Consider the following 13610-nt stretch of genomic DNA (forward strand, 5'->3'; position numbering starts at 1 on the left):
ATGAAACACACTTTAATCCTCGCCTGCGCGCTTTTTACCACCACCGCACACGCCCAAATTGGCCGCCGCTTTCCATCTGAAAGAAAGGTGGTAAAAGACCCCGTAACCGGTACCCAACTCACTTTCCTCACCAGCACGCCGGTCGGCGATTCCAAGATTTACCAAACCCACAACCAGTGGACTTCGGACCTGCAATGGCTCATCTTTCGCTCCAACCGGGCCAAGAACGAGGCCATGGCGGTGAATGAGAAAACCGGCAACATCGTGCAGGTGAGCGAGGGCGGCTACACAGGCATGCTCAACGTGGCGCGCAAGGCCATGAAACTGTATTTCATGCGCGACCTGCCGGACGGAAATAAGGAACAGCCGACTGGTGTACAGATTGTGGAAGTGGACCTGGCCAAAGTCTTCGCCGACAGCAAAGCCGGCCATATGCAGCCGGCCAGCACCTACCAGCGCATCTGCGGCACCACCCCGCCGGAGCTAAAAGCCGGTGGCGACATGGCTCTGGACGGGGATGAAAACTGGGCCTACTTCCGCGTGGGCAAGGAAGAAGCCGCCCGCCACCTCGCGCCCGGCACCAAGCTGGAAACCGAGTTTGGCCCGCGCCACATGGGAGCGGGCCCGGCCGGCATCGCGGCCATGAACGTGCACACCGGCGCCATTAAGTATGTGGTATCGGTGCCGTTTCAGATTGGGCACATCCAAACCAACCCCTGGGTGCCAGGCGAAATCGTGTTTTGCTGGGAAACGGGCGGAAAATCGCCCCAGCGTACCTGGACGGTGCAGGCCGACGGCAGCGGCCTGCGGCCCCTTTACCCCGAAGCCGAGTACGAATGGGTGACCCACGAGGCCGTGATTACCAAGGATGAAACCGCCTTCGCCATCATGGGCCACCGCCTCATACCGGCCGGGGCCAAAGACGTGGCGCCCGGCACGCCCGTAGCCGGTGCCAACCCCGGTCAGGAAGCCGCCTGGGGCCCCTCTGGCACCCGCGAGAAGCCCACAGGCTTGGCCATTGTGAACCACCGCACCCGCGAAATGACCATTGTGGGCCAGACGCCCAGTGGCAGCGGCCTCTGGCACGTCAGCGGCTCGGCCGATGGCCGCTGGGCCGTGGGCGACGATTTTGCCCGCAACATCTACCTCATCGACCGGCACACCCGCGAAATGCTGCTGCTCTCCAGCGGCCATAAGCCCACCGCCGCCGACCACCCGCACCCCACCATGAGCCCCGATGGCACGCGCATCGAAATCCAATCGGCTATGCTCTCCGCTGATGGGAAGAGCATGAACATCTGCGTGATTCCGGTGCCGGACGCGTGGCTGAAGCGGAAGTATTAATTAAACGACAAAAAGAACGTCATGCAGAGCGAGGCGAAGCATCTCTCGTGGGAGAAACCTCACCCCCTAACCCCCTCTCCCGTGGAGAGGGGGCACCGGTCATGCGCAAATGAAAATCGACTGGCTCCCCTCTTCGCGGGAGAGGCGCTGGGGGCGAGGTTCCGGCATTGGACGAGCTACTTTGCTACGCTCTGCCTGCTCATCCTCAACCTTGCTGTCCACGCCCAGGAAGACCGGGGCTTCAAAGTCTACCAGTTTCCGGCCAACATGATTCCGCGCATTGACGGCAAAGCCGACGACTGGGCCACGTTTCCGAAGGAATACATGGTGGGCACCGACCAGTTGCGCGATGACTCCGGCCACTACCCCAAACCTGATTCCACCAACCTCGATGTGAAGGTGCGCGTGGCTTGGGTGGCGGGCCTGAACCGGCTTTATTTCCTCTACGAAGCCTACGACAACTACTGGGATTTCAGCCTGCCGGGCCTGCACAACGACACCTTTGAAATTGTGGTGGACGGCGACATGTCCGGCGGCCCGCTCATTGCCGAGCAGCACCCCAACCAGGAATTGCCGCTGATGGAGCGCTACTTCGCCTTCCACGGCGTGCACGCCCAGAACTACCACATTTTCATGCCTGCCGTGGGCAAGGATTGGTGCTTGGCATGGGGCGCGCAGCCCTGGATTAAAGAGTTGCCCTACTCCAACATCGCCTACTCTTACGACTTCAAGCCCGGCCAACCCGGCAAGCTCACGGCCGAGTTCTGGATTACGCCCTTCGACTACGCCGGGGCTGAAGGGCCCGCCCGCGCCGTAGAATCGGTGCTGAGCGACAATAAGAAAATAGGTCTCACTTGGGCCGTGATTGACTACGACGACGTGCAGGACGAATCCAAAAAAGGCTTCTGGAACCTCTCGAAGAACCACAAGATGTACGGCAATTCCAGCCTGGGAACCGTTTTCACGCTGTTGCCGCTGGCTGCGCAGTACCTGCCGAAACTAGCAGCGCAATGGTCGTTCCAGGTCACGGACATGGCTCATCGCCAGGTCACCTTCCTCGACAAAAGCCGCGGCTCCGTCAAGCGCTGGCACTGGGACTTCGGCGACGGCAGCACCTCCACCGAGCAAAACCCCGTGCACCGCTACAAAGACGCTGGCAAATACCTTGTGGTGCTTGACGTAGAAGGCCCAGCCGGCAAAGCCCGCATGGCCAAGCTGTGGGACGTGGCGGTGAAGTGAGGCAACAGACTATTTGGACTCCACTAACTTATTCACCCGCTGGCACGCGTCGCAAACGTGCGCCCGCGAGCTCAGTCGCTGAACGAGCTAGCGCGCTACAATTCCAAGGACGGGCGCTATCAGTAGCTTGGAGCCTGCAGCATCAAAATGTATGCCGTCGGCGGTCATGGTGTTGCTGTCCAGACCCGGCGTTTTGTAGCCATTCACAAATAGGGAGTGGGTGCGTTTCGCCACCTTTTGGAAGTTGGTGGCCATGTTGCTGACCCGCTGGCCGCCGCCCTGGTATTTGGGCAGGGCTTCGGCTTTCGTGCCGTAGGGCGGGGGCGAAATGATGATAATGCGGGCTTGACGGATGGCGGGATAGGGACAGGTTTTGATTTTGTGGATGAGGGTTTCTAGGTTGGCCGGCACTTCGCGTTGGCGGTCGGCAAAAACGGCTTTGGCGTCGTTGGTGCCCATTTCCAGCACCACGAAATCGAACGGCCGGTCCTTGGTAAACTCTGCTGCTTTCCGCAGATTCTCATCGATGACCAGCAGCGAATTCAACGTGCTGTCGCCGTTGTTCACAAACCCAATGGTGCGGCCCGATTTACTGATATTGAAGACTTGCGCACGGGGCAGGGCCAGCTCCAGTTGCTTGGGCCAGCTGTGGGGAAACGTGCCGTTGCTGTCGCCCAGGGTAAAGATGTTGAGGGCCTTGTCCGAAGCCGCCGGAGTTTGCGCGGACAGCAGCGCCGGCAGGAGCAACAGGAACAGGAGAAGCTTTTTCATGGCAATGGGCAATAATTAGATTTTAAGCGAATGGTTGCCCCGCTGACGCGCATCTATTTGATGAATACAGTACCAAAGTATTCGTTGTCGGTATATTCCTCTTTAAAATAGGTGTCTCGCTTAATTTCTACACTGAATTCAGTGAGGTGAAAAGCGGAATCAATTGTTGCTGTAATGGGAGAAAATTGAAGAGGAAATAAGTAAAATGATGGAGGCGTATCTCCTAATGACTTTTTGATTAAGTTCCTGCTCAGAGACTGAAAATCAGTAGGTGCTTCAGTATAAGCCAAAGGAATGGCCAACAGGACTTCGTATTTGCTCTCGTCGATAATTTCTAATAGGTAGTTCAATATGAAAAGACTCGCCTCAATCCAATACTCAGGTTGTTTGAACTGTACATCTATTGTATCAATGTGTAAGTCGGCATACTTCTCCCAAAGTTTGTCTGAAATAACTTCGTTTACCCAGCCCTGTAGATATTCCTTATAGTTCTTCTTCTCCAACTGGAGGTCGTTTTTCATGCCTTTGTAAAAATTATAATCGCTGGTTGGACTCAAAAATAGAATAACGAATTGTCTAAATCACTGCTAAGAAAGCAAAGGTTGAGTTTGTGAACCGCGAAGAACATTTTTAGTGCAAATCCACCTACTTCCCCACCTGCACCGAGCTGTCGTTAATTTCATACGGGTGCTGCTTGAGGAGCTGGGTGATTTCGGTGCCGGCCAGCAGCATTGGTACGAGTATACTGTCCTTGGATACCGAACCCGCGATAAGGCATTTAATTAGGCAGATGTAAAAAATGTAATTTGCGGACTGTGCCGGAGCACAACGTTTTAGCAGATAACTATGCAATCATGAAGCACTACTGGCTTTTTCTCCTATTGCTTTCCGCAAGTTGCTCAGCACAGGAACGCACGTCCACCAAGGTATTTCCTGAAATTGCCCTTACCAACCGGATTGACTTTGTTGACCCGCACTTCGACCAGCCTCGGTTTAGCTGTGGTTTCCTGCTGGCGCACAATCAGGACACCTTCGCCATCACGGCCAGGCATCTGCTAAAATTTATTAAAACGAAGGAGATGACCCGGCTTTCCCTGGGTAATAGCATTAAATCCTGGTCGCTTTTTTCGTTGCCAACCAAGGATAAAAGCGTTGTCACCAAGCGCCTGCTAAACGAGAACACGGCCGCGTCGCTGGAAGATAAGGCCACTTATGACGATGATTGGCTGGTTTTCTCGTTGCGCTCCAATCATACCACGGTCAAGCCGCTGGTCTTTCGCACTGCGCCCCTGCAGCCGGGAGAGACGCTATACGTAGTGGGCTGGACGCGGCGGATGGAAGAAGGCCCGCAACGGGTGTACGAATTTGAGTACTACAAAACGGTTGACCACCGCCTGCTCCTGAAAGATGTCGTTGTGCCGGAACAGTTTGGTGGGTTAAGCGGTGCGCCCCTCGTTGATGAGCAGGGGCAATTGGTCGGAATTGTTTCTGGTGGAACAGTGGACCCGGTTTTGAAGCAAAAGTACTTCTCTCCCTGCCCCGTGGACGGCCTGCGCGCCTTCCTCGAGAGTTATCAGAAGAGGTAGCGGGCCAGTTTCGTGGCGTTACGTTCGTTCCCCTTCTGGCGCACGTCGTAGACGTGCGCCAGAAACACTGTTTTGCTGAATATTAGCTACATCAACAGCTATGGCAACATTCCTTTTAGAAAACGGCTTCTACAATAGTTCCAGCACGACGGCGCGAGGCATATTGCTCGTTGGGCATCTTACCCCTTCCACCACTACGATTACTCCAGGCTCTTGGCTTGTGTTTGAAGAAGGAAGATTATTGATTATAGAAGTTCGAACAATGCATTGCGAAAATGTCGGTTTAACCATTGACTCAGCCAGTTTAGAAAATTTTGAGCAGGATGGTGGGCTTATATGGCGACTATATGAAACAGAGGCGTTAATTGAGGGTCCTGGCTAGAGCCCAGCCTACTTCACCACCTGCACCGAACTGTCGTTGATGCCATACGGGTGCTGCTTGAGCAGCTGAGTGATTTCGGCACCGGCCAGGAGGACGGGGCCGTAGCCGTGGGCGGCGTACACGTTCACGGGGCGGTAGTAGTAGAAGGCTGGGTCGAAACCCATGCCGGTGCCCACGCAGGTGCCTTCCACCTGGCCCTGCTGGTTGACTTTGGTGCTCACGGCGTTCCAGGCCAGCAGGGCCATGGGGCCGTAGGCCTGGGCGTCGAGCCAGCCCTGGTTCACGGCGTGGGCAATGGCGTAGGCGTAGATGGCCGTGGCAGAGGTTTCGAGGTAGGAGTCGTTGCGGTCGAGGAGCTGGTGCCAGAAGCCGGTGCCGCTTTGCTGGGCCGCGAGGCCGCGGGCGTGGGCGCGCAGCAGCTCCAGCACCGCCGGGCGGCCGAGGTGGTCGGCGGGCAGCACGTCCAGCAATTCCACTTTGGTGAGGATGGCCCAGCCGTTGGCCCGCGCCCAATGAAACTCGGGGTGCTCGGCCATGCCCTGCACCCAGCCGTGCATGTAGAGGCCCTTCTGCTTATCAAACATGCGCGGGGCAAACTGGGTGACCTGCTTCACTGCCTCGTCGTAGTAGCGAGCCTCACCGGTGAGCTTGCCCATCTGGGCCAGGGCCGGCACGCTCATAAACAGGTCGTCGAGCCACAGGGTGTTGGGCTGGGGCCGGTTGCGGGCCAACGTGCCATCGGGCAGCCGAAACTCCTTGGTCATGATGTAGCCCATGAAGTTATCAATCATCGGCCGCAGGTTGGCCTTGGGGTCGAGGCGCTGGGTTTTTATCATGGCCGCGCAGATGGCGCCGGCATCGTCCAGGGCGTGCGGCTGCAGTACCGAGCGCACGGGCGTGGCTGCCTCGGGGTGCGCGGTCTGATAGTCGCGGAAGTAGGGCACCAGCTCCCCCAGAAACTTCAGACGGCTGGTGGTGTAGGCAGCGTATTTGGGGTCGCCGGTGGTCTCGGAGGCGCGCAGCATGCCGGCGTAAGTCACACCCCACTCGTAGCTGGTGAGTCGGAAGTCGCCGGGCCGGATGATGGCGTCGGGGTTGAATTGCTTGCGGTCGGTGATGGCCGCGTTGGTCTTCTTATCCACCAGCTCGGCCGGCGTGGCGGCATTGAGGTAGGCGTACACGCGGTCGAGCACCTGCTTCACGTCTTCGGCTTTGGTCTGGCCATAGGGTACCGGGTAGTCGGGTTTCAGCAGGTGCAGCGGCGTGGTGGCGTCGTTGGTTTTGGTCTGGGCGTGGAGGGGCGCGGCGGCCAGCAGCAGGAGCAGGGCCGAAAGGTGGGTTTGGGCAAGGAAGCGCATGATGGGCGGGACTGGTGATGTCGTGCCAAGGTAGAAGGAGGCGTGGGGTAGATTCTCCTGCGGTGTCCTGTTTCCGCTTTATTAGACTCGTTCACAGGTTTGAGTGAATGAACCCATCTGGCAGCATAAGCTGAAGTACACCGAGCAAACGGCCCATCTGGCCCCGTCTCTGCGGGGGAGGAGCCAGGCGGTTTGGTTGGCTATTCCACCGTCACACGTTGGGTGGCCGGGGCGCTGCCTTCGGCCTGCACGCTGAGCAGGTACATACCGGCGGCCATGCGGGCGATAGGCACTTCCACGCCATTGCCCCGAAAGGAATCAGTGAGCACGGCCTGGCCCAGCGCGTTGCGCAGGGTGTAGGTGCCGGCTGTGGCGGGAGTAGTTAGCTGTACTTGCAAGGCCTGGCCGGCCGAAACCGGGTTTGGGTATACCGAAAACAGCTGGGCGGCGCTGGCCGACAGCGTACCCGTCACAGTCACATAGCCCGAGAAATTTCCGCCGTAGTCGCGGGCATGGTCGCGCCACACGCTGTGGTAGTGAATCTGGCTGCGGTACACCACCCCGGTCTGGCACACAAACTCAATCCAGGCGTTGGGTCCGTCGATGCGAACGTAGTCGCCGTTGGTAGTCAGGTTGCCGGTGCCCACGTAGGTAATGTAGGCGCCGGCCAGCTGATTAGTATAAGTATTCATGAGAAAAGCGGCAGTTGCATCGTCAGAATCCTGCACCCAGGGGCGCATGGCTTCCACCACCAGTTGCTGCTGAGCGGCCGTGAGCGTGCTCACGGCCAGCCCCACCTTCGTAGCCGGAAACTGCCTGTCGGTGTTTAGCCCAACGTGAAAGATGTGACCACTTTTAGTAATTGAACCAGTCTGTAGTGCATCCTGCCAAACCGGCCCGCGCCGCTGCCCTCTGGTAAGTAGCAGCGGCGCGGGCAGTAGCACCAGCAGATGGTCGGTACCCTCTGCAATGTCGCGCACACCCAGCCTCACCATTCCTGCGAAGCCCGCCCACCAACCGCCGCCCGTTTGGCTGACGAATAGGGCTGGATGACGTTTTTGCGGACATCAAGCCGGATTACGACGCCTTCCGTAAGCGTTTCTGCACCCACGCGGCCCCGTTCCCAGTCGCGCCGCACCGATACCAGTGCGGCGTGCGTCACCACTTGGTGCACAATCACATCGTAGGCAAGGGTGAAGGTGCGGGCAGTGGCGTCAGCCACATCTGGGCCGTAAGCGCCTGGTAAGGGCCGGTGGCAGTTTGCTCGGCGGTCTGTACGGGGAGGTCGCGCACGGCCCAGATATGGCCCTCGGGGCTCACCGGGCGCATGTGTTGCTGAATGTAGGTGCGCAGCGCGGGGCCGAGGCGGGCTACCAGCGTTTCGGGATGCAGGGCTACGTAGTGCCCAAAGGCTGCTTGCAGCTCGCCCAGCGGCAGCTGAAGCTCGGCGCCCACACCACCGGGGTGCAGGTCGAGCAGCACCACCGAGTTGGGCATGGGGTGAGCCTGGGCATTATAAGCCCCTACTACCAGCACCAACAGCAGGCCAATGACGAGCCGTCTGCGCCAGATGAGTGTAGAACAGTATGAAAGTAGGACCATAGAGGAGAAGAGTAGCTTTCAACAGTTTATCAAAAGTGTAGCGTGGCAGAAGGCTGCCAAAGCGCACTCGCCGGTTGGCCCGGTTGGGCCGAGCATTTGCGCATTGAGCCCGACCATAGTTTGGTACCGTCGTGCTTGGTAAAACGGGCATGATTTAGCCGGCATTGGGCGATGCAAGCCCAGGATTGAGCGATGGAAGCCCGGATTTTATCAAAACCCGGGACCGGGCCGGGCGTACAGAAAGGGCAGGAAGATTTCCTTCCGCATCCTACTCCTTCACTAGCCACACGCATGAGCATCTTCAGCAGCGACAAACTCAAGGGCAAGAAAATTGCCATCATTGCCACCGACGGCTTCGAGCAGGCCGAACTCGACGAACCCAAAAAATACCTCGAAGGCGAAGGCGCCGAAATCCACGTCATCTCCCTCAAAAGCGGTTCCATCAAAGGCTGGGACGGTCCCAATAAGGACTGGGGCGATAAAGTCGACGTTGATAAAGTTATCACCGACGTGAAGCCAGCCGATTATGACGCCCTCGTACTGCCCGGCGGCCAGATGAACCCCGACATCCTGCGCACCAATAAGGATGTGGTAAGCTTTGTGAAGGAATTTGCGGGTTCTGGCAAAGTGCTGGCGGCCATCTGCCACGGCCCCTGGCTGCTGGTAGAGGCCGATGTGGTGCGCGGCAAGCGCGTCACAAGTTGGCCTAGCGTCCATACCGACCTCAAAAATGCCGGTGCCCACTGGGAGGACTCCGAAGTAGTGACCGACCACGGCCTCATCACCAGCCGCAAACCCGAGGACATTCCCGCCTTCAACAAGAAGATTGTGGAAGAAATGCTCGAGCCCCAACACGGCGGCCACAACTAGTATTTACATGGTTTTCAAAACGCAAAAAGGCCCGGCAAATTCCATTGCCGGGCCTTTTTGCGTTTGCACTTGTCACCTCATCTTGCGCGGAGCAAAGGATGACAGGTGGCGAAATTACTTCTGCCCCAGAATCCAGGCATTGATGCTGGCTTGCGCATCGGGTGAAACCGGAGCGGGCGACATACCCGCTGCTTCCGCCGCCGTCAGCTGCAGGGCGTGGTTGATGCCGGGCACGTGTATTTCGGTCACGCGGGCGTTGCCACGCAGTCCTTTCTTGAGCAGGCTTAGGTTTACGGTCGGGTTTACCTCTGTGTCGTCGTCGCCTTGCAGCAGCAGCACAGGGCATTTCACTTCCGGCAGGGTGGGCTGGGGGTCGAAAGCCAGGTAGCTGCGGTAGGCAGGCGTGGTCAGGGTTTGCACGCTGGCCTGCACATCGGCTGGCGCAATGTTGGGGTAGCGCTGGCGGAGCATGTTGCTGAGAATGGCTTGCGCCTGGGCATTATCGGGGGTTTGGCGCACAATTTCGAGCATGGCCCGCTGGTGCTTTACCAGCGCTTCCTCGTCGCGGCGCATGGCCACCTTCTGGCGCAGGCGCTGCTGGTCGAGGTAGGTTTGGACCTGAGCAGAATTAGAGCCCTGGGCACGCATTTTGGCGGCTGCCTGCTCCGCCGCTACCATCTCAAGCCGGTATTTGTGTTGGCGCTGCGCGTCGGTCGAGTCCTGGCCCATTACCTTGCCATACATCACCGGCTGGTTGGCCAGTAGCTCGCGGCCGGGCAGGCCAGTCGCGCCCAAGGCTACTACAAACGTGGGTGCCAGCGGCTGGGCACCGGCCAGCAGGGCCACGTTGCCGCCTTCCCCGTGGCCGATGAGGCCAAGACGCGTCACATCAACCTGGGGCCGGGTGCGCAGGTAGTTGAGGGCCGCAATGGCATCAGCCGAGCGTTCGGCTACGGTGGTCGTGGTCGTGGAGCCTTCGGAGCCACCAATGCCGCGCTCATGCAGGCGCAGCACAACAACGCCCTGGCTTACCAGGTAGTCGGCGAGGCTGCTCAACAGCTGATTGTCGGCTGAATTGGCATTGCGGTCGTCAGAGCCTCGCTCAGGAAGCAACACGGCCGCCGGAAACGGGCCGGGACCGTTTGGCAAGCGCAATACACCATTGAGGCGCACGCCGCCAGCCGGTGAAGTAAGCACCACGGCTTCGGCTCGGTCAAGTGGCTTAGCCTGTGTCCCAAAAATGGATAAGGCAAAGAATGAAGCAATGATGAAGAGAATGGTACGCATGATGCAAAGCGAAGTAGCAGGTAAAAATTCCGATTAGCTTGCTAGAGGTGATTCGGAAGAATGCCCAAAATTCCTTCGCCTGCGTGGTTTGTCAGCCTGCTTTAAGCTGAACCAGCCCCTTTTGTCGACTTACATACTGGTTTGCTCTGCGAACAGAATAGCTGTTTTCTCAAATTGGGTCGATAATCCCATTTTGAGATTATCAATTTGATTTTTATTAGGCTACCCTAACAGTGTGAACAGTTCCCGGCTCTGCCAGTGCAGGGCAATCCACATCACTGCATCGAAAACCAGCAGAAATCCACCCTGCACCCACAGCGCCTGCCCGAAGCCAAGCAGTCGCTCCGGACGCTGCCCGGTGCTGGCCGCCTGCGCCCGGAGGTAGTAGCCCGTCATCACGTAGGCCACGTCCAGCCCAGCATTGAGCAGAAATAGGTTTTCATAAAACAACTGGGTCCGGAAAAGCTCGGCTACCGTTAGCCCGACCGGTACTCGAAAATGCAGTTGCAGAATGCCCCAGCAAGCCAGCGCTGCATTGATGGCTCCCCACATCACGTTCATGCCGTGGAAATAATAGCGCGCGAGGCGCCGGTCAGCCTGTCGTACCAGGTATCCGCTTCCAATCAGGTTGAGCAAGGCCCACGCCGCAAGCACAGCCAGTCCTCTGCCAATCAGCAGCTCACGCGCCTGAAAGAATGTTGCAATTTCGGGAGCAGGAGGGAGAGGCATGAGGGGTTGATAAGTGGCGACATGAAACAACAAAAAAGGAAGCCAATGGGCTTCCTTTTTGTGAAAACGTGCTGGGGCAAAACGCCGGCCGCTTATTGGGTAAAGCCGATGCCCACGTACACCTGCAGCAGGTTATTATAGATTTTGGCGTTGCCGAAAGCAGGATTAACAGCTTTGCCGGCTGAGATATTATCCTCGAATAATTTGCCCAGGCTCAAGTTATAGCGGGCACCGATGCGTGCCGGACCAACGCGGGCTTCCAAGCCTCCTACGCCACCAAAGTCGAAAGTGTTGAACCCGTTATCTGCCAAGCCCAACGACTCACCCTCTTTGGTCGCGTTGATAAGCAGCGACGCCTGCGGACCAACGTGAAAGCTGATGTTGTCGGTGAAATTACCCACGTACATAATGGGCAACTGTAGGTAGGTGGTGCGGTAGGTCTGCTGCACGTTGCCTGCGCCGGTGTTGGCCGCGAAGCCAAGGCGCGAATAAAGCAACTCAACCTGCACCGAGGAAAAGTCATTGAAGCCAAACTGGCCATATACACCGGCGTGGAAGTCGCTGTGCGAGTTACGGTTGATGCCCGAAATGTCATCGCCACGCAAGCCATTAAGGTTGTAGCCGCCTTTTACGCCAAAGCCAGTATTGCGCGAGTCAGTGGTTCTGCCACCGGTGTAGTCTTTTGAGGAAGTGGCGCCGCCGGGGGCAGCCTGTGCAAAAACAGCTGGTGCCGAAGCAATTGCCAGCAGGATAATGAGAAGCGTCTTTTTCATGGGTGAAAGAGGAAGAAGAAAATGAGGCCAACGGCCCGGGAAGATTACTATTCCCGTTTGCCACTATACTTTACCGCGCTCAGAAAGTTGCCTGCTGCCGAAAGTGCTGCCAAAAAAACGTTGCGCATGGCTCACGGCGTGCTACCTTTGGGGCCGCTTTGTCACTTGGCAAGGCCATTCCGGGGTGTTAGCTCAGTTGGTTCAGAGCGCCACCCTGACACGGTGGAGGTCGTTGGTTCGAGCCCAATACGCCTCACGAAAACCGCTCATGCATGATGTATGAGCGGTTTTTTATTAAGTGGCCCCCGGTTTTATGTGAAACAGGTAGCACACACAAATGCACTGCCTCGCATGAGTTGGTCTGTGTCCAGTGGCAGAAGAGTCCGGCTGTCTTTAGCCGAAGCCTGACCCATCTCACACTGGGACTATGCATCGCTGGGGTCTGGGAGGCACTTCTTTGGGCCGGGCAGGAGCTTGATTATGAGTAGGTGCTCGTGGACTCGACTACCGTTAAGGCCCATAAAGCCGCCGCGGGCAAAAAAAGTGGGGCCGGCGCCGAATGTCTCGGCCGCAGTCGCGGGGGCTTCGGCACAAAAGTCCATGCCGTAGTCGACGCGTTAGGCAACTGCTTGCGCTGGCCCTTACCGCCGCTGACCGCGCCGACAGAACGCAATTACCGGCCCTGCTGGCAGCGTTAGCCCAGCCGCTAGACGCCGTCATGTGTGACAAGGCGTATGACTCGAATAACGTCTTGCAAGCCATTCCCGACCAGAGCGCAGCGCTAGTTATTCTACCCAAAGCAGGCCACCTGAACCAGCGCGCCTACGACCGCAACCGCTACGCGGACCGCAACAAAATCGAGCGCTTTTTTAGACGCATCAAAGAGGCATGGGGCTTCGCTACCCGCTACGAAAAAAACGGTCGTCTCTTTTTTAGCTACCGCCCACCTGCTAGCTGCCCTTGACTGGTTGCGTCGACTGTCTTCACACTTTAGTTAGTTGAGGAGCTATTGTTTATTGCGAAGGACCACCTAATTTCTAGACATCCTACCTTGCTACGGCAATCTCAAAACTTCCCGTGCTTGCGCAGCTCCGGGTAGCGGGAGATGTACTCGTAGAGGCTGCCCGTGGTGCGGCCCAATGGTGCGGCTAACGCTGCAGCCGTTTCGTTGCGGTAGTGCTAGGCGATGTAGTTGTAATCGCTGGTTCTATAGCCTCGACGGTGGGGAAAGGGCTTGCATAGGTCATGGCGAGCGTGGGTAGTTTCTGGGAGTGGGGCACTACATTCGGTCCCATGAAAAAGCTGTTCTGGTTAGGGGCGTGCCTGCTGGCACTGTGGGGGCGTTCGGTCAAGGCGCAGGTAACAAACCCGGAGATTGCCGTGGTGCGGGTGTATGAGTATGAGACGTGGGTCGAATTGGTGATTGTTCGGGGGCCGGACCAGAGCGAGATTCTGAAATTCGACAGCGGAACAACAGAGAAGAATTTGACCAAATCCGGCAAAGGGTATTACAGTGCCTTGTTCAAGCTCTACCAAGAGGGTTATTCGTTGCAGAGCACGTTTACGGCGACGCCGACGGCTGCCGGCAGCTTCACCACCCTGTTGTTCGTCAAGGCCCCAAAGCCGTAACTATGCCCAGCGCCTCGTCCACGCGGTGGCCCATGTGGTA

15 protein-coding genes, 1 tRNA gene and 1 pseudogene are annotated in these 13610 nt (G+C 57.7%); 8 read left to right on the forward strand and 9 right to left on the reverse strand.

Going from position 1 to position 13610, the window contains the following annotated elements; genetic code table 11:
- Entirely contained in the window at positions 1–1344 is a 1344-nt protein-coding gene (locus J4E00_RS12910) for a hypothetical protein (protein ID WP_208175586.1), read from the forward strand.
- 81 nt (positions 1345–1425) lie between these two features.
- A complete protein-coding gene (locus J4E00_RS30020) occupies positions 1426–2583 on the forward strand; it encodes a PKD domain-containing protein (RefSeq protein WP_208175587.1) in 1158 nt (385 codons plus the stop codon).
- Between the two features lie 87 nt (positions 2584–2670).
- Here J4E00_RS30020 and J4E00_RS12920 read toward each other — a convergent pair whose 3' ends face one another.
- The gene (locus tag J4E00_RS12920) at positions 2671–3354 is read right to left on the reverse strand and encodes an SGNH/GDSL hydrolase family protein (RefSeq protein WP_208175588.1); all 684 of its coding nucleotides are present in this window, start codon (positions 3352–3354) and stop codon (positions 2671–2673) included.
- A 53-nt stretch (positions 3355–3407) separates the two neighbouring features.
- Entirely contained in the window at positions 3408–3875 is a 468-nt protein-coding gene (locus J4E00_RS12925; protein ID WP_208175589.1) for a hypothetical protein, read from the reverse strand.
- Positions 3876–4208: 333 nt separating this feature from the next.
- On the opposite strand from J4E00_RS12925, the gene J4E00_RS12930 reads away from it, so the two are divergent.
- Both J4E00_RS12930 and J4E00_RS12935 read left to right on the forward strand, forming a co-directional pair.
- Entirely contained in the window at positions 4209–4940 is a 732-nt protein-coding gene (locus J4E00_RS12930) for a trypsin-like serine protease (RefSeq protein ID WP_208175590.1), read from the forward strand.
- A 100-nt stretch (positions 4941–5040) separates the two neighbouring features.
- Positions 5041–5322, forward strand: a complete 282-nt coding sequence (locus tag J4E00_RS12935; protein ID WP_208175591.1) for a hypothetical protein — start codon at positions 5041–5043, stop codon at positions 5320–5322.
- A gap of 8 nt (positions 5323–5330) precedes the next feature.
- On the opposite strand, the gene J4E00_RS12940 is transcribed toward J4E00_RS12935, so the two are convergent.
- The 4 genes from J4E00_RS12940 to J4E00_RS12955 all read right to left on the reverse strand — a co-directional run bounded on the left by J4E00_RS12940 (position 5331) and on the right by J4E00_RS12955 (position 8282).
- Positions 5331–6680: a glycoside hydrolase family 105 protein gene (locus J4E00_RS12940; RefSeq protein ID WP_208175592.1), complete on the reverse strand. Its 1350-nt coding sequence runs from the start codon at positions 6678–6680 to the stop codon at positions 5331–5333.
- A gap of 200 nt (positions 6681–6880) precedes the next feature.
- Positions 6881–7675 carry a DUF3500 domain-containing protein gene (locus J4E00_RS12945; RefSeq protein ID WP_208175593.1) on the reverse strand — a complete coding sequence of 265 codons (795 nt, stop codon included), beginning with the start codon at positions 7673–7675 and terminating at the stop codon, positions 6881–6883.
- Positions 7669–7902 carry a hypothetical protein gene (locus J4E00_RS12950; protein WP_208175594.1) on the reverse strand — a complete coding sequence of 78 codons (234 nt, stop codon included), beginning with the start codon at positions 7900–7902 and terminating at the stop codon, positions 7669–7671. Before J4E00_RS12950 ends, J4E00_RS12945 begins: the two co-directional genes overlap by 7 nt.
- Positions 7857–8282: a hypothetical protein gene (locus J4E00_RS12955; RefSeq protein WP_208175595.1), complete on the reverse strand. Its 426-nt coding sequence runs from the start codon at positions 8280–8282 to the stop codon at positions 7857–7859. Before J4E00_RS12955 ends, J4E00_RS12950 begins: the two co-directional genes overlap by 46 nt.
- Positions 8283–8573: 291 nt before the next feature.
- Here J4E00_RS12955 and J4E00_RS12960 point away from each other — a divergent pair, with 291 nt between their 5' ends.
- Complete coding sequence (locus J4E00_RS12960; protein WP_208175596.1) at positions 8574–9152, forward strand: type 1 glutamine amidotransferase domain-containing protein; 579 nt, start codon at positions 8574–8576, stop codon at positions 9150–9152.
- A gap of 114 nt (positions 9153–9266) precedes the next feature.
- Here J4E00_RS12960 and J4E00_RS12965 read toward each other — a convergent pair whose 3' ends face one another.
- The 3 genes from J4E00_RS12965 to J4E00_RS12975 all read right to left on the reverse strand — a co-directional run bounded on the left by J4E00_RS12965 (position 9267) and on the right by J4E00_RS12975 (position 11941).
- Positions 9267–10439 carry an alpha/beta hydrolase gene (locus tag J4E00_RS12965; RefSeq protein ID WP_208175597.1) on the reverse strand — a complete coding sequence of 391 codons (1173 nt, stop codon included), beginning with the start codon at positions 10437–10439 and terminating at the stop codon, positions 9267–9269.
- A gap of 222 nt (positions 10440–10661) precedes the next feature.
- Positions 10662–11168 (reverse strand): DUF6992 family protein, encoded by a 507-nt coding sequence (locus J4E00_RS12970; RefSeq protein ID WP_208175598.1) that lies wholly within the window; start codon positions 11166–11168, stop codon positions 10662–10664.
- Positions 11169–11260: 92 nt separating this feature from the next.
- Positions 11261–11941 carry a porin family protein gene (locus tag J4E00_RS12975; protein WP_208175599.1) on the reverse strand — a complete coding sequence of 227 codons (681 nt, stop codon included), beginning with the start codon at positions 11939–11941 and terminating at the stop codon, positions 11261–11263.
- 181 nt (positions 11942–12122) lie between these two features.
- Between J4E00_RS12975 and J4E00_RS12980 the strand changes: the two genes are divergently transcribed.
- The 3 genes and pseudogenes from J4E00_RS12980 (at position 12123) to J4E00_RS12990 (ending at position 13570) form a co-directional block, all read left to right on the forward strand.
- Positions 12123–12197: transfer RNA gene (locus J4E00_RS12980), tRNA-Val, on the forward strand.
- Positions 12198–12485: 288 nt separating this feature from the next.
- Positions 12486–12905: pseudogene (locus J4E00_RS12985) on the forward strand (transposase); the annotation flags it as partial.
- Between the two features lie 329 nt (positions 12906–13234).
- Positions 13235–13570, forward strand: a complete 336-nt coding sequence (locus J4E00_RS12990; protein ID WP_208175601.1) for a hypothetical protein — start codon at positions 13235–13237, stop codon at positions 13568–13570.
- Positions 13571–13610 lie beyond the last annotated feature (40 nt).

Origin of the sequence: Hymenobacter negativus (assembly GCF_017571495.1) — a bacterium.
In the GTDB taxonomy this organism is placed as follows: domain Bacteria; phylum Bacteroidota; class Bacteroidia; order Cytophagales; family Hymenobacteraceae; genus Hymenobacter; species Hymenobacter negativus.